Below are 25,717 nucleotides of genomic sequence, written 5' to 3'. Positions count from 1 at the left end.
ATTCAAGGAGAGCACAGCATGATGCAACTCAACAGCGCCCGGTCAGCCTGGCACGACGCTTTGTATAGCCCATGGGACCGCCAAGGTGCGCACTTCGAACAGATCGGCCGTCTGGGCTGCTCGGTGCAAAAGACTGCAAAGTCGATCAACAGCCGGCACGCGATGCACCAGTCGATCTCGGCGCGGATCCAGCAGGCGATCGCAACGCTGCCAGGTTATCTGCAGGCCTTTGGCAACCATCTGTACAGTCCGCTCAGCGATATCGATGAGCAAGAAGAGGCGCAGGAGCGCGTGCTCCACATCGCTTACGCCGCCGGCCCGAAGATGACGGCGCGCAAGTTCGAGAAGGCACGGTATGTGGCTCAAGTGGTGCTGTTGCGCTACAAGCGTCTGAACCAGGGCGGGCAGGGGGAGGGGATCGACCCTCTACCAACGGTGGAAAAGATGCGCGAGTACATCCTGGAAACTTCAGGGGTGCGGCTGGTGGGTGATCAGTGGGCCAGGGACTGGGGAAGTTTCGTCGATCGCTGTTTCGATGCCTGCAGCCAACTGGATAAGGCCGCGTTGGCGCCTGTTGCAAAAACAATCGCTGCCATGAAAGAAGTTGCTTGATCTTTTGTCGGCGCTCAGGCATAATTTTCCCATCTTGAGCATTTCGTCTTCAGAACCCTGCTCCAAGAAAATCATTTTAAAGACCCGACCCAGCGTCGGGTTTTTTTATGCCTGACAGAAACCTGAGAGCCCCGAACATTTCGGGGCTTTCGCGTTTCTGCACTTTGCAAAAACGAAAGGTCGCTTTCGCGGGTGATGCAACTCGCAAGGAACCCGCCTGCCCGTTCGCTACGTTTATCACGCCCAACAGTAGAGCGTGACCGAAATAGAAGGACTTAGCAGATGTTGAAAGATTGCCGATGCGGTAAATGCAAACGACTGCTTGCCCGCATGGGCGAGTTCACTGAGCTCCAGATCAAATGTACCCGCTGCGGGACGTTGAATCATGTGAAGGCCACGAGCCTCGAGCGATCGCCTGTGAGCGACACGAAAGCGGAATTCTCCGCATCAAACTCAACTCAAAGGTGACATCACATGGCAACTTCCCCAATCGATCTTCACTGGTCCCTGACCACTCCCGAAGCTGACGGCGACTCGGCCAAGACCTACACGCCCTCGCAAGTAGCGGCCATCACCGGCAACAAGTACTTCGAGATCACCGACAGCTACCTGCGGTTCACGGCGCCGGTCAATGGTTTCACCACCGCACGATCCACCAAGACCCGTAGCGAGTTCCGGGAATACAAGCCCGGCACCAATCAGGAGTGGAACTGGGAAGCGTCCGGCGGCACCCATGCCATGGGTGCTTCGCTGGTCGTGAACAGTGTTCCCGACAAGGTAGACACGCGAGAAGGCTCGGTGTACATCGGCCAGATTCATGTCGACAATGGCGAGAGCCCGCTTTTCAAATTCACCTACGAAAAAGAGCGCGCGCCTGCGACGACTTACAAGGTGGTGGCTTCCTTTCGTGCAGATCCGGACAAGGATCCTGTCAACAGTGATCTGTTCAAAGGCATCGCGAAGGGTGCCCGGATCCAGTACTACGTCAAAGTCAGTTCGACCGGGAAACTCACCGCCTATGTTCAGGTGGGCGAGGTGCGCGAGAACTTTGCCGGGGATCTGGCGTTGTGGCTGCAACAGAGCACGGCGCCGCTGTTCTACTTCAAGGCCGGTGTCTACAACAACTCCACTGCTACCAGCACCGTGGAGGACGCCAACCAATCCGAAGCGCTGTTTTACAAACTGACCACTACCCACGCCTGACGGCCTTGGAGGTCGCGGATGCTGCTGCCATAACGGCGGGCATCCGCGACATCCTTCGCAACAGCAAGCGTCACACCCTATTTCAGCGAGGCCGGTAGGCAGCGTGTGTCACCGGCTCGCAACCCCATCAAACGCTTTATTGCAAAGAGCGTTTGTATCCCACTTCAAACTTACCGGAGCACTTATGGACCCCAACGACCTTGGCCCGGGCACAGCCGCGTGGCTGGGCGGGACGGGCACCGTATTGCTGGGCGGATTTCTCTGGCTGCGCAAGTTCCTGTCCAGGGATGCCGCTGACAGGGCAATGGACAAAGCCGATATCGATACCGTCCGCCGGCTGACGGAATTGCTCGACGCCGAACGCATGGCCCGCAGGGAGTCCGACGCCCGCGCCGATCAATTCGCCAAGGAGCGCAATGCCCTTGCCGCTGCCGTGGGCCGCATGGAAGGCAAGATAGAGGCCCTCACCGGGCAGGTCGCCCAGCTCACGGACAAGGTCACCACGCAAAGTGCCGAGATCGCTCGACTGCGATCACAGCTCGGTGGCCCGGTTTGATGGACACAAGCGCAATGGCGCGTATCGCACCTCACCGCTCACATCTCCCATCCCGCCGCGTGCGGGCTTTTTTTCGTCTGGAGGAACACATGAAGACATCCGCAAAAGGCATTGCTTTGATCAAGTCCGCTGAAGGTTTGAGACTCGAAGCGTACCCGGACCCTGGCACTGGCGGGCCGCCCTGGACGATCGGATACGGCAGTACATCGGGCGTTACCCCTGACAGTGTCATCACCGAGGCCCAGGCTGAGCGAATGCTGGGCGACGATCTCGTTCGATTCGAGCGGGCTGTGGAGCGGCAGGTGATCGTGCCACTCGACCAAGGGCAATTCGATGCACTGGTGTCCTTCACCTACAACGTCGGTGAAGCCAGCTTTGCCGAATCGACCCTGCTGCATCGGTTGAATGCGGGCGATACCGCTGGCGCAGCCGAGCAGTTCAGCCGGTGGGTGAGCGCCGGCGGGAAGGTCTTGCCTGGCCTGGTCAAGCGTCGCGCCGCCGAGCGTGCGCTGTTTCTGGGCATCACCTGATGTCAGGGGTAGCGCAAGTCCGGCTCGTCATCGTGCTGGGGCTGAGCGCCACCGCGCTGTATGGCGCCTACCGCCATGGGGTGACGGTCACCCATGCTGCCAGAGACGCACAGTGGGCGCAGGCCGTAGCCGCCCAGCAGGTCGAACAGGTGCGCGCCGTTCAGGCCGCCCGCGACGATGAGCAACGCTTCCAGCACGAAGCCAATCAGGTAGGAATCGATGCAAGAAAGGAAAACGCTGCTGCCAATGCCGATGCTGTTGGCCTCGATGCTTCTGCTGACCGCTTGCGCATCCAGGCCGGAAAGCTTGCCGCCAACGCTGGTACCTGCGCCAGCACTGCCGTCGCTGCCGACCGAGGCCCGTCAGCCACCCGCGCCGCCTTGGTGCTCTCCCAATTGCTCGAGCGCGCTGATGCGCGAGCGGGAGACTTGGCGAAGGCTTATGACCGCGCCCGAATAGCCGGTCAGGCGTGCGAGCATGCTTATGATGTGATCAGCGGGCAGCGCGGCGGTCGAGCCCATGATGGCGCTGCTGCGCACGCTGATGAGTGAGGGCACTCCTGGCGCCAACTGCCGGGTACGCAGAACGGTCGGTCCTTCAAATCCCCACCAGACTCAACACCGCCCGAGCAAACTCATCCGGTGCCTCCTGCGGGACGTTGTGGCCCACGCCTTCGAGAATCGTCCGACGAACAGGGCCGCTGAATCGACGTAGCGCTTGCTGCTCATCCTGAACCGGAGTGACACCGTCGCTGGCACCGGCCAGGATGACCGTCGGCACGGCGATGACCGGTTGCTTCGCCAGTCTCTGTTCGATGGCCGCGTACTGCGGATCGCCGTCGACCAGTCCGAAGCGATGGCGATAGGAGTGCGTGACCACGTCGACGAAGTCGGGGGTGTGGAACGACTGCGCCGAGGCCGAAAACACCTCGTCGGTGAATGTCCAACTGGGCGACCATAGTTGCCACAGCAGCTTGCAGAAGGCATCCCGATCGGCTTCAAGCCCTGCGTAGCCACGGGCGCTGTGCAGGTAGTACTGATACCACAAGCGATGCTCGGCTTCCGGGGCGGCGGGGCGGGTCGCATGGGCAATGTCCTGGATGTTGTAGCCCGGCTCGCAACTGACCAGTCCCGCGACGCGCTCGGGCCATAGGGCGGACACCACGCACGCGGCGCGGCCACCCCAGTCGTAGCCGGCAAGCACGGCCTGGGAAATCTGCAATGCATCCAGCAGTGCCAGCAGGTCCGCCCCCAAGGCCGCCTGCTCACCGGAGCGAGGCGTGCTGGCGGCGATGAACTGCGTGCCGCCGTATCCGCGCAGGTAGGGGACGATGCATCGGCAACCGGCAGCGATGATCCGTTCGGCCACCGCGTCGTAGGCGCGGATGTCGTACGGGAAGCCATGCAACAGCACGACCGCAGGCCCTTCGGCCGGGCCGAGGTCCCGGTACGCGACGTTGAGCACGCCTGCTTGAATCATTTTCACTGGCTCATCCTCCTGTGGGTGATGAGGCTGTGACAACGGCGGGCCCAGCGCATTACCGTCCAGAATAGCGATGCAGTCACGAAGTCAGCGCCACGGCGAGGATGCTCACCACAATTCCTGCTGGGTGATCGCCAGCCGAGCTGCTTTCCGATACCCCAGCAATACGTTGTAATCCTCCAGCGCGGTTTCCTGGACCGTCACGATGCCCAGCACCTCAGCCACCTCGGGCAGATTGGCCAGGGCGGCGTTCATCGCCGCTCGGATCGATTCCGGCTCCGGGCCCTGAAAGCCGGTGATGAACGGCAAGGTCGGCGCATCGGCGGTACGGGCCAGCACGCGCACGCCCGCCACCTCGCTCGGCGCATGCCGAGCCAGGTAGGCGAACGTCACGCTGTCGACGGCGGCCAGGTCGGCTTGATCCAGAGCCACGTGGGCGATGCTTTGGCGGTGGCTGCCGGTCGCTTCGAGGTGCTTGAAGAATCGACCGTCGCGCACATGGGCAATGAGCGCGTGGCGCAACAGGTTCATGCCGCTGTTGGAGTCGATGCTGTTGTAGGCACCGCGGCAATCGAAGAACTCGGGAAGGGTCTGCCTAGGGTCATCATGACGAACGATCAACAGGCTGCAGTGCTGTCTCGCCGATGCGTGGGGCAGCTTGAAACAAGGTCGGCCCACCACGCGGACTTGTTTCTTGAGCTCTGTGATCAGCGGGAAACCGCAGGTTTGCGCGAGCACCAATTGCGGATGCAGCCAGAGCTCGTGCAGGGAACCCTGCCAGTTGTCCCGTCGTTGAATGCCCAGCAACTGCAGGGTTTCTTCCAGCCAGCGCTGGTAGGCGCTACCGACCGCGGTGGGTGCGGGGTACATCGACAGTTCGGCGATCACTTCACGACTCATGTTCAGGCGCTGGCGCTGCGCGGGTGCAAGGGGCTGTCCACGGGGCGCACGGCATAGTGGCGGAACAGTTCGCTGTAGCCATTGACCAGAAAATGCCCACTGCGTTGCAGCCAGTCTGCCCGCCGCTCGCGGTAGACTCTGGGCAGGTAGTACCAGGGCAACCCCGGCAGGTCGTGATGGACCAGGTGCAGGTTGAGGTTGAGGAACAGCCAGCGCCACGGCCAGCCCGCTTCGTTGAGCACCGAACGCTGCTCGGGGGCATCGGCGGGGCGATGTTCGTAATAGGAGCGGACCATGGACAACGCGAGCGCAAGCACGCTGGCCAGCAGGTAGTCGATCACGGGCACGCCGTGACGGGTGACGAACCAGAACAGTACCGCCACGCACGCCAGGTGGGTCGTCCACATCAGCCAGGCCTGCCTGTCACCGCGCATCAGCCGTGCGCACTGTTCCTTGGCCAGCCCGGCCAGCGCCAGCGCCGGGCCCACACCCAGACGGCCGATCAGGGTCTTGTTCAGCCAGTGCAACGCTCGCCCGAGCCCGGCGCTGCCCGACCAGGTCTGGGCATCAAGGTAGCGGCTTTCGGGATCGTGTTGCGGCACGGTGATGGTTTCATCACGGTGATGGGCCAGATGGCTGTCGCGATACAGCGTGTAGGGGTACCAGATGGCCAGCGGCGCGTAGCCCAGCAACTTGTTCACGGCGCGCCAGCGTGTGGGATGCCCGTGGAGCAGTTCATGCTGCAGCGACATCCACAGCGTGATGAGGGGGATCAACAGCAGCAGGGTCAGCACACGCCCGATGGAAGGGGTCAGGGTGATCACCGTCCACCAGCCGCCGGTGATGCCCAACAGCAGCAGCCACGTAGGCCACTCGCTGCGCGCGGTCCAGGTGGCCTGCAATTGCAGGATGGAGTGTCGGTGGTGGGTATCCAGGTAGTTAGGCATATGAAGTCACGCAACTGCTGATCGTTATGGGACCGACAGTAGCACTGACGCTTATGTCTGGATAATCACCAAAGGCTCTCTAGAAAGCACTGAATGGAATAAATGATGAGTGCATAGAATGGGCGTCGAAGTTACGCGGCTTTGCCCATTCTCAATGCTGCACCTTTCAAGTCCTGGATCGACAGTGCCAGAGCACCTGCCTGGTTTTCGATCAACAACACGTCATCGATCAGGTGGTCGATGTTCCGGCTGCGCAGGAACAGAGCGTGGCCGCTGAGCATCTGATACAGCATCTCCAGCTGGAGTGCGGCGTCTTGTACGTCAGCTTGCATTTCCTTGAGGTGGGTGGCGGCCATGAGCTGCTCCAAAGGCTCTATCGTCGTTTCGGCGTCCTGGCCAATCGATGAGCACGGCGTTCTGATAGGGATGTAACCAGTCTATCGGCCATGCCCCACTGAACTTCAATAGTATTTGTCGATGCTGGCGATAGGCTTCGCGCTTGATGGATCGCCTGGGATAGGCCAGCATCGAGGAACCGGGCCATCACGATGGCTATTCCCGTCAATGGAGGAATGTACCTGTGAGTGACGTCAGATACCGCTGCCTGGGCCGTCATGGTCTTCAGGTTTCCGAAATCACCCTGGGCACCATGATGTTCGGCGGCCAGACCGACGAGGCCACTGCCAGGCGCATCGTCGACGATGCGCTGGAGCAGGGCATCAACGCCATCGACACGGCGAACAACTACAACGAGGGTGCCTCGGAAATCACAGTGGGCAAGCTGATCGCCGGCCAGCGTTCGCGCTGGGTGCTGTCGAGCAAGTTCGTCAATCCCAACCCCGGTGTCCCGGGGCCGAACGGGCGTGGGGCATCGCGGCACAGTGTGATCGAGTCGGTGGAAGGCAGCCTGCGCCGGTTGCAGACCGACTATCTGGATCTGTATTACGTGCACCGCGAAGACCCGTTCACCCCCGTGGAGGAAACGGTGCGTGCCTTGGCCGATCTGATACGTGCCGGCAAGATTCGGGGTTACGGGTTGTCGAACCACAGCAGCTGGAAGCTTGCCGAATTCTGCCGTGTAGCAGACCTGCTGAACGTCGAGCGGCCCACCGTCAGCCAGCCGTTGTACAACCTGGCCAATCGGCAGATCGAGAGCGAGCATCTGCCGGCGGCCGAGCATTACGGTATCGGTGTGGTTTCCTATAGCCCATTGGCGCGCGGCGTGCTGACCGCCAAGTACGAGCCCGGCGCCGAGCCCGGCAGCGACACGCGGGCAGGACGCAGCGATCCGCGGCTGCACCAGACCGAATGGCGTCCCGAGTCGCTCGACCTGGCCCAGCGAATCAAGGATCACGCCCAGGCGCGAGGCATCACCTCGGGGCAGTTTGCCTTGGCGTGGGTGCTGAACAATCGGTTGATCAGCTCGACGATCGCCGGCCCGCGCACCGAGGAACAATGGAGGGACTATGTGCCAGCGTTGCAGTACCGGTTCACCGAAGAAGACGAGGCGTTCGTCAATGGCCTGGTCGTGGCAGGCCACAGCTCGACGCCCGGGTACACCGACCCGAGCTACCCGGTGACGGGTCGCCGGGTTCAGTTCTGAGCCGCGATGCAGGCGATCGAAGGCCCGTGAACGGCAGTCGCTATCGTGCTGCCTGCCTGCGGATACCCATATAGATAGCCCTGAGCATAGTGGCAGCCGTTTTCCGCCAGCCATTTGGGCAGGTAGGGTTGGTGGAAATCTTCGATGCCCTCGGCCGTCACCTTCATGTTCAGGCTGCGGGCCATCCCCAGGATGGCCTCGACCATGGGCAGATGGTCGATGTTTCCGGCTTCGAAGAAGGAACGGTCGATCTTGATCTTGTCGATGGACAGCCGAGTCAGATGATACAGGCCGGAGTAGCCGATCCCGAAGTCATCCAACGCGACGCTGATGCCATGCCCGTGCAGTTTGCTGAGGTTGCGCTGGGCTGCTTCCAGGTTGCCCACCAGCGCTTCTTCGGTGATCTCGACTTCGAATCGCTCGAACGGGAAGTTCTCCTGTTTGAGTTGATCGAAGAGGTGATCCGGAAACAGCTCGTCGGTGATCATCGTCGCACTGACGTTCAGCGACAGATGCAGGTGGTCATCCCAGCGGCTGGCCGCTCGACAGGCTTGCCTGACCAGCGAGCGCGTCATTGCCGGAATCAGCCCCAGACGCTCCAGGATCGGTATGAAATCCCCAGGCATGCCGGTGCTGCCATCGGGCTTCAGCCAGCGTGCAAGCACCTCGAAACCCACGACCTGCTGTGAGGGCAGGGTGACGATGGGCTGGAAGAACGGCACGATTTCTTCTCGGTCCACCGCGTGCTTGAGCGCCAGATCCAGATCGGCTTGAGCGCGCATCAGCCGCTCGTAATCGTTGTCGTAGAAATTGAACGTCGAGCGACCGGTGTTTTTTCCCCGGTACATGGCGGTGTCTGCGCAATGCAGCAGGGACGAGGCTTCCCTGGCGTCCATCCATGAACGGGAAATGCCGATGGTCGCGCCCAGGCGCCCGCACAGCGTAGCTTCTTCTTCGAGTACCGGCTCGCTCAGCCAGCGCACCGTCAGCTCGGCGATTTCGCTGAGTTCGCTTTCTTCCCGGTGGCCCTGGAACATCAGGCAGAACTCGTCCCCGCCCAGGCGCGCGGCCGTGCCCGCGTGGATTGCGGCGATGCCCTGCAGTCGATGAGCGATCTCCACCAACACGCTGTCTCCCGCCGAGTGACCGTGCTGATCGTTGATGGCCTTGAAATGGTCCAGGTCGATCAGCAAGATCGCCACGGGCCGACATTCGTCCAGCTGTTTATGCAGGACGTCCATGAATACGCGTCGATTGATCAGCCCACTGAGGGCGTCGTACTTGGCCAGGGTCTCGGTCTGCGCCTGGATGATTTGCAGGCGCCGATAGCTCGATTGCGTATTGACCACCAGGCGCTTGAGCACAACGGTGGGGAGGATCAGGGACAGCATCGAAAAGCCCGAGGCCGTCAGGACGAAGCGCCAGCGTTCGGCGTCTTCGAAATCACCGTCGTAGGGCAGGTTCAGCCAATGCATGACGGAGGCTTCGAGGTGGAATTCCCAGAGCATGGAAAGACCCACCACGGTAAGCAGACTGAGCAGCAGAAGCGTGGGCAGGCGGCACGGATTTCGGCGGTGTAGATCGGTCATGGTGGCCTCGCAGGGCCAGGTGGAGGATGGAGTGATGTCAGACAGCCATTATTCCATAAGTGTTCCCACCGCTGATCGGCATTCATGTGCATTTGGTCGCCACGAAACCGGACTGGCGAGTGAAGGCGTCGGCGACGAATGTCATTCAAGCTTCTATCGTCAGCGCCGATAGACCGCTCATAACGCCCATGACCTTTATGTAAAGCGCCGACTCTGCGGCGCTTTCGGTCGACCTGACAGGACTCTCGTATGACGTGGCTGCGCGATGCAAAGTTATCTTCCAAATTGATCGCAGCCTTCGGCTTGTGTGCGCTCATCACTCTGGGCGTCGGCCTGCTGGGCAGTCGAGGCGTCAGCCAGTTGTCGGACAGTCTCAAGCTTGTGTTCTCCAACAACCTTGTGTCTGTCTCCAAAACAGCCGAAGCCAAGAGCAAGGCGATTGCCCAGCTCAAGGATCTGTATGCGCTGATAGCCGCTCACGCGGAGAACGATGCGCAGGGTGTCAAGGACACCATCCGCCAGGCCATGACCACCAACCAGGCGGACAGCGAGAAGGCCTTCGCGATCTATCGCAAGACGCCGCTGGCGGACGACGAGCGTGCCGCTGGCGACCAGATGGAACGCGACTGGCCGATCTATCAGGCGCAGATCCAGAAAGTGCTGACTGTTCTCGATTCCGGCAACGTCCAGGGAGCGCGCGCGCTGATGTCCGGCGAGATCCAGCAGGCCTATCGTACGGTCATGGACGAGTTGACCATCATGGTCGAGTCCAACAACCGGCAGATCGGCGAAGGCGCACGTGACGCCGAAGAGCAGGAACAGGCGGCAATCACCGTGCTTTACATCGGCATCGCCTTGGCCTTCCTGGCTGCCCTGGCACTCGGGCTGTTCATCAGCCGCTTGATCAGCCGCCCCATCGCCACAGCAGTGGCCAGCGCTCAGTTGATCGCCAAAGGTGACCTGACCCATACCATCGGCAGCGCTGCGCGCGACGAGACCGGGCAGTTGCTGACGGCGCTGGGCGAGATGCAGGAAGGCCTCAAGGCGACCATTCACCAGATCGCCGATGCTTCGAACCAGCTCGCTTCGGCTGCGGAAGAACTGAATGCGGTCACCGAAGACGGCAGTCGCGGGCTGCTGCGCCAGAACGACGAGATTCAGCAGGCGGCCACGGCCGTGACCGAGATGACTTCGGCGGTGGAAGAAGTCGCGCGCAATGCCATTTCCACCTCCGAAGCTTCGAAGACCGCCAGCAGCCAGGCCACCGACGGTCTTGTGCAGGCGCGCAATGCCGTGGATGCGGTGAACAACGCCACGGTCGAGATCCAGTCGTCGACCACCATCGTCGAAGACCTGGCGGTACAGGTACGCGATATCGGCAAGGTGCTCGATGTGATCCGCGGGATCGCCGAGCAGACCAACCTGTTGGCCCTCAACGCGGCCATCGAAGCGGCCCGTGCCGGCGAGCAGGGACGCGGTTTCGCCGTGGTTGCCGACGAAGTCCGGGCCCTGGCGGCGCGGACCCAGTCTTCGACGGGCGAAATCGAAAGCATGATCGGGGCGGTACGTTCGCGTGCGGATCAGGCCGTGGCGGCCATGGGCAAGAGTCAGGGGCTGGTGGGCGATACCCAGGTGCTGGCCAAGGCCACCGGGGAGGCGTTGCAATCCATCGCCACCGGGATCGCGCAGATCAATGACCGCAACCTGGTGATCGCCAGTGCTTGCGAAGAGCAGGCCCATGTGGCCCGTGAAGTGGACCGCAACCTGATCAACATCCAGGACCTGTCCACGCAGACCGCGGCCGGTGCCCATCAGACCAGCGCATCGACCCAGGATCTGTCGCGCCTGGCCACTTCGTTCAACGATCTGGTGAGCCGCTTCCGTCTGTAAAATGTTCGAAATGGTTCAACGGGCTCGGCAAATGATCACGGCAACCCGTACAATACAGATGGGACGCATTCGCGTCTTTCATCCAGTACGGAGTTACATGCGTGGTCAAGTCGTTGAATCGGGCCCCTTCGTGGGTGCTGTTGTGCTCAGTCCTGCCTGGCCTGGCCATCGCAGCCACAGAGCTGCCTTCCAGTGTCATCCAGGCCACCGGCGAAGCTGACGGCGCCGACAGCTACACCCAGGCCCGCGGGGAAACGGCGAGCAAGAGCGCCACGCCGAATCGCGACGAAGCGCAAACCGTCAATGCGGTCACCGCCAGGACGCTGGACGACTATCAGGTCAAGGACCTCAATGACGCCATGCGTTTCGTCAGCGGCGTCACCCAGACCAACACCCTGGGCGGCACCAAGGATGCGCTGATCAAGCGCGGCTTTGGCAGCAACGACGACAACTCCATCCTGCGCGACGGTATCCGCTCGGCTATCGGCCGCAACCTGGGCGCGACCACCGATCATGTCGAGGTGCTCAAGGGCCCGGCGTCGCTGATGTATGGCGCACTGGAACCGGGCGGGGTCATCAACGTCGTCAGCAAGCAGCCCCAGTTCACCCGCAGCACGACCCTCAGCGCCTCGGGCTTCAGCGAGGGCGGCGGTTCGCTGTCGATGGACACCACCGGCCCGCTGGGTGACACCGATCTGGCCTACCGACTGGTGGCCGAGCGCAGTCATGAGGATTACTGGCGCAATTACGGAACCGACGAACATACGCTGATCGCGCCGTCGATCGCCTGGGTCGGCGAGCGCGCCAGTGCCTCGCTGGCCTACACCTACAACGACTATGCCAGTCCCTTCGATCGCGGCACCGTGTTCGTCGGCGGCCGGCCGGCCAATATCAGCTACCGTGACCGCCTCGACGAGCGCTGGGCCAAGACGGTCGGCATCAGCCAGAGCACCACCGCCAAGTTCGAGTACCAGTTGAGCGATGCCTGGCGCAGCCGCCTGACTTACGGTTGGACCGAGGACCGCTACAGCCTTGCCATCGCCCAGCCCAATACCCTCAACGGCAATACGCTGCGACGCATCGCCAACGGCGGCCATTACGATTACGAAAGCCGCTATACCGCGCTGGATCTGATGGGCGATCAGCAGCTATTCGGTCAGCGCCATGAAATCGTGGTGGGCCTGGACAACGAGTCGCTGGACAAATACCGCGGCAAGACCTACCGCAACGCCAACACTGCCGCCGGCAACATCGACATCCGCAACCCCGTTTATGGCCGTCTGGCCGAACCGAGCACGGTCAGTGCGGCGCAGAGCAATGCCGAGAACAACCTGGTCACCACCTCGCTGTACTTCAAGGACAACTGGCACTTGAACGACCGCTGGATCCTGGTATTCGGTGGCCGTCAGGCGCATTGGGACCAGTACAGCGACCAGGGTCTGGGCCGCTCGTACGCACCCGGTGCGGACTCCAATGGCGATGAATTCATTCCGTTCGGCGGGATCGTCTACCAGCCCAGTGACACAGTGGCGCTGTATGCCAACTACAGCCGCTCCTTCGTGCCCAACGATGCCGACGACGCGGGCAACAGCTTCAAGCCGACCGAGGGTCGCAGCTATGAGGCGGGGATCAAGTACACCCCGACTGCGGCGTTGAACGTCAACCTGGCGGTCTATGACATCGAGAAGAAGAACCTGGTCAACAGCGTGCTGCAGAGCAATGGCGACAGCCTCGACGAGGCCGTCGGCAAGGCACGCTCACGGGGTATCGAGCTGGATGTGACCGGCGAGATCGCGCAGGACTGGAGCATGATCGGCACCTACGCCTACAGCCACACCGAAGTGTTGAAGAACGCCGAAGCACCCGAGCAGGAGGGCAATCGTCTGCCCAATGCGCCGATGCACACCGCCAGCCTGTACCTGACCCACCATCTGGCCTTGCCGGCGCAGACCGGTCAATGGCATGTGGGCGCTGGTGCGCGCTACGTGGGCGAGCGGCCGGGTGACAACGCCAACAGCTTCTGGATGGACAGCTACACCCTGGCAGACGCCTTCGTACGTTGGGATCTGCCGACCCGTGGGTACGAGACGCGCCTGCAGTTGAACATCGACAACCTGTTCAACAAGCAGTATTACCCATCGACCACCGGCAGCAGCGCGTTGCAGGTGGAAGAGGGTGCGTTGCGCACGGCGCGGCTCACGGCCAGCGTAAAGTTCTGAAAGACGCCTTCCGGTTAGCCCTCACAGCAGCCACAACGCGGCGATCAGGGCCGGGGGCATGACCACGGCGCCCAGCTTGAGAAAGGCCCAGGCGCTGATCTGCACCCCTTCGCGGCGTACCGCGATCAACCACAGCAAGGTCGCGAGGGAGCCGGTGACCGACAGGTTGGGGCCCAGGTCCACGCCGACCACCAGCGCCCCGGTGACATTGGGCGGAAGATGGCCCAGCTCGTTGATGGATCCGCTGAGCAGGCCGACCGGCAGGTTGTTGCCGATATTGCAGGCTATGGCGACCAGTATTCCAGCCCACCAATGAGCCTGTTCCGGCGCCTGCTTCGCCGCCTGCTCCAGCCAACTGGCGAGGTGTGCGGTCACCCCGGTCTGGCCGATGCCCTCCACCAGCACGAACAGCCCGGCCACCAATGGCAGCACGCCCCAGGCCACGCCCTTGCAGACCGGCCAGGGATTACTGCGCTTGTTCAGGTGCACCACCGCAAGGGTGGCGAAGGCCGCCAGGAAGGTCGGCAAGCCCAAGGCTTCGTCCAGCGCCGATACGGTCAGCAGTACCACGGCCGTGACGCCCAGCCCGGCGGCGGTGAGCCGTGCGCCCATACTCAGGTGGGGCAGTTCTTCGATCAGTTCCAGACGCTGCTGCAAATGCCGCCGCTGGGTCAGGCGCAGGACCAGGTAGGTCATGCCGATGGCGGCCAGGGACGGCAGGCTGAACATGGCCAGCCACTCCAGCAACGGCGGCATGTGCTCGCCGAATATCACCAGGTTGGCCGGGTTGGAAATCGGCAGGACGAAACTGGCGGCATTGGCGATGAACGCACAAACGAACAGATACGGTAGGGGGTTGACCTTGGCTGCTCGTGTGGCTGCATACACCGCCGGCGTCAGCACCACGGCCGTGGCGTCGTTGGACAGAAAGATGGTCACCAGCGTGCCGACCGCGAACACCAGATCGAACAGTCGCTGCGCGCTGCCTCTTGCCTGGCGGGCGGCAACGGTCGCCAGCCAGTCGAACAGCCCTTCGCGGCGGGCCAGTTCGGCCAGCAGCATCATGCCCACCAGGAACAGGTAGACATCGGTGCCCTTGAGCACCGCAGCCAGAGCCGCCGACCAGGCGATCAGACCAGCGGCGACCAGCCCGATCGCTGCCGCCAGTGCCCAGACGTATTCGGGAATCCGCAGGGGTCGGGTGATGATGCCCAAGGTGGCGAGGAGGCTGACGCCCCAGATGATCAGACTGGCGTGGGGCAAGGTACGGCTTCCTCTTCGGTGTTGCGGCGCAGGGTTTCCGGCATGGCGGTGAGCAGTAGGAGGAAGGCCGCGCCGGCGACCCCGGCCAAGGTCAGGAAGGCTGCGCTGTAACCGGCTTCCTGCACGACGAAACCGGCCAGACCGTTACTCAGTGCGGCACCCAGGCCGAACGCAGTGGTCAGCGCGCCCAGGCTGACATTGAAGCGCCCGGTGCCGTGGGTGAGGTCTTTGACGACCAGTGGAAACAGTGCGCCGAACAGGCCGGCACCGATGCCGTCGAGCAGTTGCACGCCAACCAGCCAGTAAGGGTCATTGGAAAACGTATAGAGCACGCCGCGAATCGGCAGAATCAGAAAACCTGCCAGCAGCAACGGCTTGCGGCCCCATTGATCGGCCCGCGCACCCACCAGCAGGGCGGCGGGGACCATCACCAGTTGCGCGGCGACGATGCAGGCCGAGGTCAGCGGCGTGGCCATGCTCAGGTCGATCTGTGAAAGCTTCTGGCTGACCAGCGGCAGCATGGCCGCATTGGCCAGGTGGAACAGCGCACAACTGACCGCAAATACCAGCAGCGCGCGGTTGCCGAGCAGCACTCTGAAACCTGAGGGTTGGTCGTGCCCGTCCTGGTGATGCGCTTCCAGCCCGCGCGCGACGTCGTGATCGATGGCGTCCGCTTTCACGCAGCTCACCGCCACCACGCTCGCCAGCGCCATGGCGGCCATGAGATAGAACACCGCGACCGGTCCGAACAGGTAGGCGAAACCACCCGCGAGCAGGGCCGCGAAAGCGTTGCCGGCATGGTTGAAGGTTTCGTTGCGCCCGGTACGGCGGGTGAACGCCTTCGGGCCGGTGATGCCCAGGGAAATGGCGGCGATGGCCGGTGCGAACACCGATCCTGCGATGGCGCCCAGTGCCTGGGTGGCAGCGACCAGGCCGAACGAGGTAATGAACGGCAGGACCACGCAGCTGGCAGTGACCAGCAGGGCGGCGGCAACGACCACCGCGCGCTTGCGTCGGGTCCTGTCGATCAGCGCGCCCGCCGGGGTCTGGGTCAGCAGCGCCGCCAGACCCGCCAGGGTCATGACCAGGCCGATGCTGCCAGGATCCCATTTGTGCACGGCCAGCAGGTAGATCGCCAGATACGGCCCGAGCCCGTCACGGACATCGGCCAGGAAGAAATTCAGGCCGTCGAGAGACAGCGCGTTACGCCGCGAGGGGGCAGATGTGGCCAAGGCAGTGGTCTCGGATGAGGGCAGGCAGGTACAGAACTGAGTGGGCGAAACGGGCGTAAGTTCCAGACCTTGCGGCAGGATCAAGCGAACATTTTTCTAGCCGACTCTTGGCCTGGAAAAGATCGCCAGAACGGCGGGTAACGTGAAAGTTATCAGGGCTCCGGTGACCCCGACGGCATCCAGGGTCGCACCGAACAGCGGAGCGCCGGTTGCCTGTCCCAGCGCCAGGCACAGGAACGGGATTCCCAGGCCCAGGTCCGGTCGATCCGGGAGCAGGGCGATGCCCTGGATCAGGTAGGTGCCCGAAGACATGATATAGGCAGCCCCGAATACGCCCATCGCCACGAAGCCGAAGGCGAGGCTGTATTCGCTTGCCGCCAGGGTCAGGATCGCCGCAACGATGCCCAGCAGCGAAAAGGCGTGGACCCGTGCCGTACCGAAACGCTCGATCAGTACACCGGTGGCCGCGCCGCTGACACCGGCAGTCCCCAGTATGATCCACGCCCAGGCGATGCCGGTGTCGCTCAGGCCAAAGGTGCCGCGCAGAATGTCGGCGCCGAACGTCCAGATGGCGGTGCTCGACAAGCCCATGGCGAAAGCGCTGGCGCAGAGCACTGCCAGCCCTGGGCGGCGCAGGATCTGCAGCGAGAAGCCTGCGGCGGTTTCAGTGGGTCGCGCTTTCGGTAGCGCGAACCACAGCCACAGCGTGACTGCGGCGCCGATCAGGGCGAAGAGGGCATACAGTTCACGCCATGCACTCACCGTCATGGCCGCTGCCGCGCCCGAGAAGACGATGCCAGCGGCCGTGCCGGCGTTGATCGCGGCATTCGCCTTCGCCCGGCCTTCATCGGCGAAGTGCGCGGCGACCGCGCTCGCCAGCGGTGGAGACGTCAAGCCGGTGCTCAGTCCCGCCAATGCAACGCCTGCACCCAGCATCCAGCCCGACGAGGCGACCACGATGCACGCCATGCCAGCCGTGGCGGTCAGGCCGGCGAAGGCGGCGAGGGTGCGTGGGGTGAAGCTCGCACTGCAGACGAACGTCAGGACGATACCGACGCAGTAAGCGGCAAAGGCACCGCTGCCGATCCAGCCAGCGGCGGTCGCGTCCAGCGCCAGCTCCGCGCGGATCTGCGGCAGCAACAGGCCATAGGCGAAGCGCGCCAGCCCATATGAAAGCGCGGTGAGGGCGAAAGCGGCCGCGACCAGATTAAGGCCGCGCTTCATGACCGAGCGGCTTTGGCACACGCCATCAGGGTCAATGCAGCCTGTCTGGCCTGATCGATGACTGCCGGGCCGGCGACGGTGGCCGCAGCCGTGGCGCCTTCGAATAGCATCCAGACCTGCAGGGCCAGCGCGGCCTCTTCACGGCCGAGATCGGTGTGCACGCGCGCTGCAATCTCGGCATGGAACTGCACTTTCTGCTGCTGCACCAAGGCGACGATGGCCTCGTTGGCCTGGGCGTATTCGCTGCGCGCGCGCAGCAGCATGCAGCCGCTGGCACCGCGGGCCTTCACCCAATGCGCCAGCGTATCGAACAAGGATGCGATCGCCCCGCCGTCTGCACGCTCGCTGGCCAGTTGGGCCATGAATTGCTGATGGCGGTCTTCGAGCACAGCCATCACCAGGCCGTCACGGGAGCCGAAGTGCTTGTAGAGGGTTCGCGTCGAAGCGCCGGAGGGCGCAAGGACCTGATCGATGCCAACACCACGCAGGCCTTGGATTTCGAAGGTACGGGCGGCACTGACGAGAATTTCGGTTCGTTTGTCCATGAATCGAGTGTAAAGCGATCGTTTTACCTGTCAAGCGCGTGATACAGTTGCAGGCTTCATAAGTTTGATAGCATTTCGCTATTATTTTTCAGTGAAATTGCAATTGGTTTCCGGATCGGTGGCGCCGTAAAGTCCGCCACGTCGGCGTGATCGCAGTTCAGCATCGCGCACCTATCGAGTCCTTGCCAGGACTACTGCCGAGCCTCCCATGAAAAGACCCTTATCCCTGGCCACGCGCATAGCCCTGAGCTTCGCAGCCATTCTCGCCTTGCTGATCATGATCACTGCCATCGGCATTCAGCGTGTCGCCTTCATCGATTCGACATTGAGTGACGTCAGCGAAAACGCCGCCAAGATCCAGCGCTACGCCATCAATTTCCGCGGCAGTGTGCACAACCGGGCCATCGCGATCCGTGATGCGGTGCTGGTGGACAACGACCGTGACCTGGAAAAACACCTGGCGGAAGTGGCCACCCTGGAAAAGGCTTACATCGACTCGGCCGCGCCGATGGATCAGCTCTACGACAAGGCCTCCGTGACGCCCCAGGAGCGCGAGTTGCTGGGTGCGATCAAGAGCATCGAGCGCCAGACCCTGGACTCCAGCCGTACCCTGATCGACCTGCGCCGCTCCGGTGATATCCAGGGCGCGCAGGCCTTGCTGCTGCGCCAGACCTCGGCCGACTACAGCGAATGGCTCAAGCGCATCAATGCGCTGATCGATTACGAGGAGGCCTCGATCAAGTCCAAGCTGGGCGCAGTGCAGGCCACAGCCAGTCAGTTCAGCACGCTGATGCTGGTGGCGACCGGCATCGCGCTGTTGCTGAGCATCGTGCTGTCGATCGTGATCATTCGCTTCGTCAAGTCGACACTGGGCGCCGAGCCGGCCGAAGTGGCTCTGGCCATCGAGCAACTGGCGGCGGGCAACCTCAACCAGACCATCGTCACCCAACACCCCGGCAGCGTCATGGGCGTGCTGAAGACCGCGCTGGGCCACTTGGCCGACACCATCGAGCAGGTACGCACAGCAGCGCGGGAGGTCAATCACTCCTCTGCGCAGCTGTCCGCCACCTCGACGTCCAACGACGCGCACATCCGCCTGCAGACCCGCGAGGCAGAGCAGGTGGCCACGGCCATCACCCAGATGGCGGCGACCGTGAGTGAAGTGTCCGGTTACGCCGCCCAGGCTGCAGATGCGTCACGGCTGGCGGATGTCGAAGTGGAAAGCGGCAACCGGCTGGTGGCCAGCACCACCCAGGCCATCGAGCAACTGGCGGTGACCTTGGAACAGACCACCGACACCGTCGACCAGGTTTCGCGCCACAGCGAAAAGATCGAGTCGGTCATCGATGTGATCAATTCGATCGCCGCGCAGACCAACCTGCTGGCCCTCAATGCCGCGATCGAAGCCGCTCGCGCCGGCGAGCATGGCCGTGGCTTCGCGGTGGTCGCCGACGAAGTACGTTCGCTGGCCAACCGCACCCAGCAGTCCACCGAAGAAATCCGCGAGATGATCAGCACCCTGCAGTCGGGCACCGAGGCGGCGGCGCAGACCATGCGCAGCAGCTGCGAACTGGTCGGGCAGACCGTCACCCAGACCCGCAGTGCCCAGGACGCCCTGGCCAAGATCAGCGAGCAGGTGGGCGCGATCAACCTGATGAACGCGCAGATCGCCAGTGCTTCGGTGCAACAGAGCGCGGTGGCCGACGATGTCTCGCAGAACATCACACGGATCCACGGATCGACGGTGCAGTCGGCCACCGGCTCGCAACAGGTCGCCACCGCCAGCACCGAGCTGGCACGCCTGGCCGATCGACTGTCGCAGAAGGTGGCGTTCTTCGGCGCGGTCTAGACGGACGAAGGGCAGTGGAACGGTTTGCGCGAAGCCGTATACAGTTTGGGGAAAGGCTGCCGATACATCGTATGCAGCCTCGTTTCGAGTGATTCCCCTTGCGACTGACCATCGGGCAACGACCACAGTGATGACCCATTTCGCTCCACCTTTGCCAGACAACGAGCGTGAGCGCATTCGGCGTGTTGCCGACCTGTGCTACCGCGATGCGGTCAATGATGAGGTGCTGGACCGGATCGTTGCCCTGGCCGTGGAGGTGTTCGGCGCACCGATCGCGCTCATCTCCATTCTCGAAGAACAGCAGCAATGGTTCAGGGCCAAGTTCGGCATCAGCGCGACTTCCACATCGCGAGACGTGTCGTTCTGCGGCCACACCATTCTGGTCGATGACTTCTTCGAGATCCCGGACACCCACCTCGATCCACGCTTCCGGCACAACGAACTGGTCACCGGTGCACCGGGCATCCGCTATTACGCCGGCGTTCCGTTGCTGACCCACGACGGCCTCGCCCTGGGCAGCCTGTGCGTCATCGATCAGAAACCGCGCCCGCCGATGTCGGCAGCTCAGCTGGCGAGCCTGCATCATCTGTCCCAGTTGGTGGTGCTGCGGCTGCACGACCTGCGTGCCGCGTCGTTCATCGACCGGCCCACGCGCCTGATGAACCGCATCCGCCTCGAAGAAGACATTCATCGCCACCTCAGCCAGCGGGAAGAGCCGCTGCTGATCGCGGTGGATTTCCTCTCGCCCGGCTTCGTCAACGATATCGTCAAGGCACTGGGCTATTCGTTTTCCCAGCACCTGGTCAGTGAAATCAGCCGCCGGGTGGCCAGCCTGATCGGGCCTGAGTGCGTGCTCTATCGAATCGGCCTCACGCGCTTCGCGTTCATCAAGCCGCGGGACGAGTGCCTGTCGACCTTGTACGAAAAGTTTTCCACGGCCTTCGCCCTGCCGGTCGAGCACGATGGCATTCCCATTCGCGCCCAGATCGGCATGGGCGCGCTGGAACTCGACCGCCATACCATCGACGACCGCGACTGGGTCCGCCTCGTGGTCAGCGCTGCCGATTACGCACGCGACCGGGGCATCGGCTGGGCCAGGTACCAGGCCGAGCTGGACATCGCCCAGCAGCGTGCCTTCGTGTTGCTCAGTTCGCTGTCCTATGCCCTGGAAGAGTCCGAGCAACTGGGGCTGGTGTTCCAGCCGCGCATCGATTTCGCCAGTGGACGCTGCTGCGCGGTCGAGGCGTTGCTGCGCTGGACCCATCCGACCCTGGGCCCGATCGGGCCGGACGAGTTCGTGCCGCTCGCGGAAAAGACCGATCTGATCCGTCTTTTGAGCGTCTGGGTGGTCGAGGCGGCCATCCAGCAGACGCGGCAGTGGCGAGATGCCGGGTACGACTTCAAGGTGGCGATCAACGTCAGCCCCTGTGACCTCGAGGGGCCGGCCTTCACCGACCGGCTGATCCAGGCGCTCATACGCCATGGTGTCGAGGCCACGACGCTGGAGATCGAGTTCACCGAGGGCGCGCTGATCAAAAATCCCGCGGAATGCCGCAACCAGCTGACGCGCCTGCGGGCCTTGGGCGTCGAGATTTCCATCGATGACTTCGGCACCGGGTACAGCAACTGGACCTACCTGCGCGAATTGCCGGCCACCTCGGTGAAGCTGGACCGTTCGCTGATCAAGGACATCCAGAACGAGGAACGGGATCGACGCCTGGTCATCACGCTCATCGACCTGGCCCAGCGCCTGGGCTACAAGGTCGTGGCCGAAGGTATCGAAAACCAGGCCAACTTCGACGCGGTGAAAAGCTGGCGTTGCGACGAGGGGCAGGGGTACTTCATCGCCATGCCGATGCCCGCCGAAGAGCTGGTCACGTGGATCCAGAATCAGGCCATTGTTGGCAAAGCCATCCATTGCGACCCACCAAGCGGTCATTAAGTGGCAGAATCTGCGCCACTTGATTCCAATGGAGACCCCCATGCTTCGTGCATTCGAACGCAGGCTCGACCCTTTTCCACCTGACGAAGTGCCACCGCCGCCGACCGGTCTGGCGCGCTTTCTATGGGCCTGCACCCGCGGTGCGCGGGGCTATATCATCGCCTTCGCCGTCCTCAGCGCCGCCGTGTCGATCTATGAAGCCTGGCTGTTTTCCTTTCTGGGCCAGGTCGTCGACCTGCTCACCACCTGGCAGCAGGGCGGCGAGGCTGCCGCCCAGGAAAGCCGGGTGCTGTGGGGCATGGGGCTGGTCATGGTGGGCAGCATCGCCTTGGTCGCGCTACGTACCATGGTTCAGCACCAGATTCTGGCGATCAACCTCCCGCTCAGGCTGCGCTGGGACTTTCACCGGTTGATGCTGCGGCAAAGCCTGTCGTTCTTCTCCGACGAGTTTTCCGGACGGGTCACCACCAAGGTGATGCAGACCGCCCTGGCCGTGCGCGACGTGCTGTTCACCCTGATCGAGATCCTGCCCGGTATCGGCGTGTATTTCATCGCCATCATCGCGCTGGCCGGCGGCTTCGCGCCCAAGCTCATGCTGCCGTTCGTGGCCTGGCTCATTCTGTTTGGTCTGGCGATGTGGTACTTCGTGCCACGCCTGGGCAAGGTCGGGCAAGAGCAGGCCCACGCGCGTTCGTCGATGACCGGACGCATCTCCGATGCCTACACCAACATCGCCACGGTCAAGCTGTTCTCTCATTCCAACCGCGAGGCGCATTTCGCTCGCGCGGCCATGGAAGACTTCAAGAACACCGGCTTTCGCCAGATGCGTCTGGTCAGCCAGTTCGAGATCGTCAACCAGGCGCTGGTGGTCGGGCTGCTCATGGCGGCCGGTGGCTATGCCCTGTGGCTCTGGCACCTGGGCGAGATCGGCACCGGCGCCGTGGCGGCGATCACGGCCATGGCCTTGCGCATCAACGGCATGTCGCACTGGATCATGTGGCAGATGACTTCGCTGTTCGAAAACATCGGCACCCTGCAGGATGGCATGGGCACCCTGACCCGGGGCGCCAAGGTGCAGGACGCGGTCAATGCCGGCGAACTGAGCACCACAGGCGGTGCAGTGACATTCGACAACGTCAGTTTCAACTACAACGGTGAACGTCAGGTGCTCGACGGCCTGAGCCTGAACATCCGCGCGGGCGAGAAGATCGGCCTGGTGGGGCGTTCGGGGGCGGGCAAGTCGACGCTGATCAACCTGCTGCTGCGCTTCTACGATGTCGACAGCGGCGAGATCCGCATCGATGGGCAGAACATCGCCCACGTGACCCAGGACAGCCTGCGCAGCGCCATCGGCATGGTCACCCAGGACACCTCGCTGCTGCACCGGTCCATTCGCGACAACATCGCCTATGGCCGTCCCGATGCGACCGACGAGCAAGTGCGCAGCGCTGCAGCGAGCGCTCAGGCCGATGAATTCATCAGCCAACTCAGCGACCGTCAGGGCCACAGTGGCTACGACACCCTGGTGGGCGAGCGCGGCATCAAGCTGTCCGGTGGCCAGCGCCAGCGCGTGGCGATCGCGCGGGTGATGCTCAAGAATGCGCCCATCCTGTTGCTCGACGAAGCCACCAGCGCGCTGGATTCGGAAGTCGAAGTGGCGATTCAGGAAAGCCTGGACCACATGATGCAGGGCAAGACCGTGATCGCCATCGCGCATCGCCTGTCGACCATCGCCGCCATGGACCGCCTCATCGTCATGGATCAGGGGCGGATTCTGGAGCAGGGCACCCACGCCGAATTGCTGGCCAAAAACGGCATCTATGCCCGGTTGTGGCAGCACCAGAGCGGCGGTTTCCTGGGCGAGGATCAACTGGTGCCCGAGGGTGTCAACCAGGGCTGAATGGTGACGGATGTTCACCGATCGTTGACCCGCGGCTGGTAATTGCCGGGGGTATGCCTCTAGTCTTGGTGCAAATTCCAAGGCATATCGAGGCTGCCCCCATGACTGCTCTGAGCGGAATCCGCGTCATCGAAATCGGAACCCTCATCGCTGCACCGTTCGCTGCGCGTCTGCTCGGCGAGTTCGGTGCCGAGGTGATCAAGATCGAGACCCTGGGGCAGGGCGATCCCCTTCGCAAGTGGCGCAAACTCCACGAAGGCACCTCGTTGTGGTGGTACCTGCAATCGCGCAACAAGAAGTCCCTGGCACTGAACCTCAAGTCCGCCGAGGGTATCGAGATCGTCAAGCAACTTGCCGAAAGCGCCGATGTTCTGATCGAGAACTTGCGCCCCGGCGCTTTGGAAAAGTTGGGCCTGGGCTGGGATGTGCTGCACGCGCTCAATCCCAAGCTGACCCTGGTGCGCATTTCCGGCTATGGCCAGTCCGGCCCGTATCGTGACCGACCGGGTTTCGGCGCGATCGGCGAGGCCATGGGCGGGATTCGCTACACCACCGGGAATCCGGACTCACCACCGGCGCGGGTGGGTGTCAGCCTGGGTGACTCGCTGGCGTCCATGCATGCGGTGATGGGCGCGCTGATGTCGTTGCTGCGGGTCAAGACCGGCCAGGGTGACGGTCAGGTGGTCGATGTGTCGCTGGCCGAAAGCGTCTTCAATGTCATGGAAAGCCTGGTGCCGGAGTACGCCATGCTCGGCCACGTCCGCGAACGCAGCGGTGGCGCGTTGCCCGGCATCGCGCCGTCCAACACCTACCCGACCGCCGATGGCGGGTATGTCGTGATTGCGGGCAACAGCGATCCCATTTTCAAGCGCCTGATGACCGCCATCGGTCGAGCCGATCTGGGCGACGACCCTGCGTTTGCCCACAACGACGGCCGCGCCGCGCAGAGCGATCTGCTCGATGGTGCCATCAGCGCGTGGAGCACTCAGCGTCCCATCGATGAAGTGCTGCGCGTGCTGGAAGCGGCAGAGGTACCTGCCGGACGCATCTACTCGGTCGCCGATATCGTCGCCGACCCGCACTATCAGGCACGGGGCATGATTCTCGACGCGCAACTGCCCGGTGGGGTGGAAACGAAAATGCCCGGCGTGGTGCCCAAACTGTCCGAAACTCCCGGTGTGATCAACTGGCAAGGGCCGAGCCTGGGACAACACACCCGGGACGTGCTGACCGAGCTGGGCTTGAGCGAGAGCGCCATCCAGCGCCTGAAGGATGAGGGGATCGTGCAATGATCAGCGATTACTCGCAACGTCTCATCGTTCAGGAGGTGGCGCCGCGTGACGGTCTGCAGATCGAACCGATGTGGGTCGCCACCGAAGACAAGATCGCCTTGATCGACCAGCTCTCGCTCGCCGGCTTCAGCCGTATAGAGGCTGGCTCCTTCGTTTCGCCCAGGGCCGTGCCAGCCTTGCGCGATGGTGAGCAGGTGTTCGGCGGCATCGTACGCCAGCCGGGCGTCACCTACGTGGCATTGATCCCGAACCTGAAGGGTGCGCAGCGGGCCCTCGCAGCCAAGGCCGACGAGCTCAACCTGGTGCTGTCGGCCAGCCAGAGCCATAACCTCGCCAACATGCGCATGAGTCGGGAGCAGTCCCTGGCGGGCTTCGCCGAGGTGGTCGAGCTGGCTCGCGGCACGTCGGTCAGCCTTAACGGCACCGTTGCCACGACCTTCGGCTGCCCGTTCGAAGGGCACATCGATGAAAAGGTTGTCATGGGCCTGGTCGATGCCTACCAACGGCTGGGCCTGCAAGGGGTGACCCTGGCCGACACCACCGGCATGGCCAATCCGCGCCAGGTGTATGGACTGGTCCGGCGGGTGTTGGAGCAACTGCCCGCCGATGCGCTGACGCTGCATTTTCACAACACCCGCGGGCTGGGGCTGAGCAACGTGCTGGCAGCCTATGAAGCCGGTGCCCGGCGCTTCGATGCATCGCTGGGTGGCTTGGGCGGATGCCCGTTCGCACCCGGGGCCTCAGGCAACATCTGCACCGAAGACCTGGTGAACCTGTGCGAGGAAATGGGCATTCCCACTGGCATCGATCTGCCCCGTCTGCTCGAGCTGTCCCGCACCTTGCCGGCACTGTTGGGGCATGAGATGCCGGGGCAGGTGGCGAAGGCGGGGCGTAATCGGGACCTTCATCCGTTGCCGTCGGGACTCGACGGCTGACTGC

The 25,717-nt window shown here is 63.0% G+C and carries 23 protein-coding genes and 2 pseudogenes; 16 read left to right on the top strand and 9 right to left on the bottom strand.

The features are described 5' to 3' along the window. Window positions 1-18: 18 nt before the first annotated feature. The 6 genes from ABMD26_RS02970 to ABMD26_RS02945 all read left to right on the top strand — a co-directional run bounded on the left by ABMD26_RS02970 (window position 19) and on the right by ABMD26_RS02945 (window position 3,452). Entirely contained in the window at window positions 19-612 is a 594-nt protein-coding gene (locus ABMD26_RS02970; protein ID WP_354307624.1) for a hypothetical protein, read from the top strand. Window positions 613-894: 282 nt separating this feature from the next. Further along, window positions 895-1,080 carry a Com family DNA-binding transcriptional regulator gene (locus ABMD26_RS02965; protein ID WP_082223552.1) on the top strand — a complete coding sequence of 62 codons (186 nt, stop codon included), beginning with the start codon at window positions 895-897 and terminating at the stop codon, window positions 1,078-1,080. 6 nt (window positions 1,081-1,086) lie between these two features. After that, a complete protein-coding gene (locus ABMD26_RS02960; protein WP_122741879.1) occupies window positions 1,087-1,815 on the top strand; it encodes a polysaccharide lyase family 7 protein in 729 nt (242 codons plus the stop codon). Between the two features lie 184 nt (window positions 1,816-1,999). Next, window positions 2,000-2,371, top strand: a complete 372-nt coding sequence (locus ABMD26_RS02955; protein WP_354307619.1) for a chemotaxis protein — start codon at window positions 2,000-2,002, stop codon at window positions 2,369-2,371. Window positions 2,372-2,460: 89 nt separating this feature from the next. Further along, window positions 2,461-2,901 (top strand): lysozyme, encoded by a 441-nt coding sequence (locus ABMD26_RS02950; protein WP_354307616.1) that lies wholly within the window; start codon window positions 2,461-2,463, stop codon window positions 2,899-2,901. Continuing rightward, entirely contained in the window at window positions 2,901-3,452 is a 552-nt protein-coding gene (locus tag ABMD26_RS02945; RefSeq protein ID WP_354307612.1) for a DUF2514 family protein, read from the top strand. Before ABMD26_RS02950 ends, ABMD26_RS02945 begins: the two co-directional genes overlap by 1 nt. 46 nt (window positions 3,453-3,498) lie before the next feature. On the opposite strand, the gene ABMD26_RS02940 is transcribed toward ABMD26_RS02945, so the two are convergent. The 4 genes from ABMD26_RS02940 to ABMD26_RS02925 all read right to left on the bottom strand — a co-directional run bounded on the left by ABMD26_RS02940 (window position 3,499) and on the right by ABMD26_RS02925 (window position 6,586). Further along, a complete protein-coding gene (locus ABMD26_RS02940; protein ID WP_354311787.1) occupies window positions 3,499-4,380 on the bottom strand; it encodes an alpha/beta fold hydrolase in 882 nt (293 codons plus the stop codon). Between the two features lie 111 nt (window positions 4,381-4,491). Beyond that, a complete protein-coding gene (locus ABMD26_RS02935; protein WP_354307609.1) occupies window positions 4,492-5,283 on the bottom strand; it encodes a phosphate/phosphite/phosphonate ABC transporter substrate-binding protein in 792 nt (263 codons plus the stop codon). A gap of 2 nt (window positions 5,284-5,285) precedes the next feature. Continuing rightward, the gene (locus ABMD26_RS02930) at window positions 5,286-6,230 is read right to left on the bottom strand and encodes a fatty acid desaturase (protein WP_354307605.1); all 945 of its coding nucleotides are present in this window, start codon (window positions 6,228-6,230) and stop codon (window positions 5,286-5,288) included. A 131-nt stretch (window positions 6,231-6,361) separates the two neighbouring features. Next, window positions 6,362-6,586 (bottom strand): hypothetical protein, encoded by a 225-nt coding sequence (locus tag ABMD26_RS02925; RefSeq protein WP_090357561.1) that lies wholly within the window; start codon window positions 6,584-6,586, stop codon window positions 6,362-6,364. A 224-nt stretch (window positions 6,587-6,810) separates the two neighbouring features. On the opposite strand from ABMD26_RS02925, the gene ABMD26_RS02920 reads away from it, so the two are divergent. Next, window positions 6,811-7,833, top strand: a complete 1,023-nt coding sequence (locus ABMD26_RS02920; protein ID WP_354307599.1) for an aldo/keto reductase — start codon at window positions 6,811-6,813, stop codon at window positions 7,831-7,833. On the opposite strand, the gene ABMD26_RS02915 is transcribed toward ABMD26_RS02920, so the two are convergent. Beyond that, a complete protein-coding gene (locus ABMD26_RS02915) occupies window positions 7,824-9,422 on the bottom strand; it encodes a putative bifunctional diguanylate cyclase/phosphodiesterase (protein ID WP_354307596.1) in 1,599 nt (532 codons plus the stop codon). The genes ABMD26_RS02920 and ABMD26_RS02915 overlap by 10 nt on opposite strands. Window positions 9,423-9,671: 249 nt before the next feature. On the opposite strand from ABMD26_RS02915, the pseudogene ABMD26_RS22105 reads away from it, so the two are divergent. From ABMD26_RS22105 to ABMD26_RS02905, 3 genes and pseudogenes are all read left to right on the top strand, one after another. Next, window positions 9,672-10,454: pseudogene (locus tag ABMD26_RS22105) on the top strand (MCP four helix bundle domain-containing protein); the annotation flags it as partial. Continuing rightward, window positions 10,449-11,312: a methyl-accepting chemotaxis protein gene (locus ABMD26_RS22100; protein WP_414704798.1), complete on the top strand. Its 864-nt coding sequence runs from the start codon at window positions 10,449-10,451 to the stop codon at window positions 11,310-11,312. The pseudogene ABMD26_RS22105 and the gene ABMD26_RS22100, both read left to right, overlap by 6 nt. 134 nt (window positions 11,313-11,446) lie before the next feature. After that, on the top strand, window positions 11,447-13,531 hold the full coding sequence (locus ABMD26_RS02905) for a TonB-dependent siderophore receptor (RefSeq protein ID WP_354311786.1): 2,085 nt from the start codon (window positions 11,447-11,449) through the stop codon (window positions 13,529-13,531). Between the two features lie 21 nt (window positions 13,532-13,552). Here ABMD26_RS02905 and ABMD26_RS02900 read toward each other — a convergent pair whose 3' ends face one another. The 4 genes from ABMD26_RS02900 to ABMD26_RS02885 form a co-directional block, all read right to left on the bottom strand. Continuing rightward, on the bottom strand, window positions 13,553-14,794 hold the full coding sequence (locus tag ABMD26_RS02900) for an arsenic transporter (protein WP_354307590.1): 1,242 nt from the start codon (window positions 14,792-14,794) through the stop codon (window positions 13,553-13,555). Further along, window positions 14,776-16,026, bottom strand: a complete 1,251-nt coding sequence (locus ABMD26_RS02895; RefSeq protein WP_354307587.1) for an MFS transporter — start codon at window positions 16,024-16,026, stop codon at window positions 14,776-14,778. The genes ABMD26_RS02900 and ABMD26_RS02895 overlap by 19 nt, the downstream gene beginning before the upstream one ends. A gap of 96 nt (window positions 16,027-16,122) precedes the next feature. Further along, window positions 16,123-17,250, bottom strand: a complete 1,128-nt coding sequence (locus tag ABMD26_RS02890) for an MFS transporter (RefSeq protein ID WP_354307585.1) — start codon at window positions 17,248-17,250, stop codon at window positions 16,123-16,125. Then, entirely contained in the window at window positions 17,247-17,795 is a 549-nt protein-coding gene (locus ABMD26_RS02885; protein WP_354307583.1) for a TetR/AcrR family transcriptional regulator, read from the bottom strand. Before ABMD26_RS02885 ends, ABMD26_RS02890 begins: the two co-directional genes overlap by 4 nt. A gap of 208 nt (window positions 17,796-18,003) precedes the next feature. Between ABMD26_RS02885 and ABMD26_RS22095 the strand changes: the two are divergent. The 6 genes and pseudogenes from ABMD26_RS22095 to ABMD26_RS02860 form a co-directional block, all read left to right on the top strand. After that, a pseudogene (locus ABMD26_RS22095) lies at window positions 18,004-18,513 on the top strand (MCP four helix bundle domain-containing protein); the annotation flags it as partial. Between the two features lie 72 nt (window positions 18,514-18,585). After that, the gene (locus tag ABMD26_RS22090; protein WP_414704796.1) at window positions 18,586-19,644 is read left to right on the top strand and encodes a methyl-accepting chemotaxis protein; all 1,059 of its coding nucleotides are present in this window, start codon (window positions 18,586-18,588) and stop codon (window positions 19,642-19,644) included. 130 nt (window positions 19,645-19,774) lie between these two features. After that, window positions 19,775-21,586: a putative bifunctional diguanylate cyclase/phosphodiesterase gene (locus tag ABMD26_RS02875; protein WP_354307581.1), complete on the top strand. Its 1,812-nt coding sequence runs from the start codon at window positions 19,775-19,777 to the stop codon at window positions 21,584-21,586. A gap of 40 nt (window positions 21,587-21,626) precedes the next feature. Then, complete coding sequence (locus tag ABMD26_RS02870) at window positions 21,627-23,486, top strand: ABC transporter ATP-binding protein (RefSeq protein WP_049859202.1); 1,860 nt, start codon at window positions 21,627-21,629, stop codon at window positions 23,484-23,486. Between the two features lie 101 nt (window positions 23,487-23,587). After that, entirely contained in the window at window positions 23,588-24,778 is a 1,191-nt protein-coding gene (locus tag ABMD26_RS02865) for a CaiB/BaiF CoA transferase family protein (protein WP_354307579.1), read from the top strand. Beyond that, entirely contained in the window at window positions 24,775-25,713 is a 939-nt protein-coding gene (locus ABMD26_RS02860) for a hydroxymethylglutaryl-CoA lyase (protein ID WP_354307577.1), read from the top strand. Before ABMD26_RS02865 ends, ABMD26_RS02860 begins: the two co-directional genes overlap by 4 nt. Window positions 25,714-25,717: the final 4 nt, after the last annotated feature.

Origin of the sequence: Pseudomonas sp. PvP001 (assembly GCF_040546375.1) — a bacterium.
In the GTDB taxonomy this organism is placed as follows: Bacteria; Pseudomonadota; Gammaproteobacteria; order Pseudomonadales; family Pseudomonadaceae; genus Aquipseudomonas; species Aquipseudomonas coleopterorum.
The sequence above is the reverse complement of the archived record's forward strand: the minus strand, read 5'-3'. Positions and strand labels throughout refer to the sequence as shown.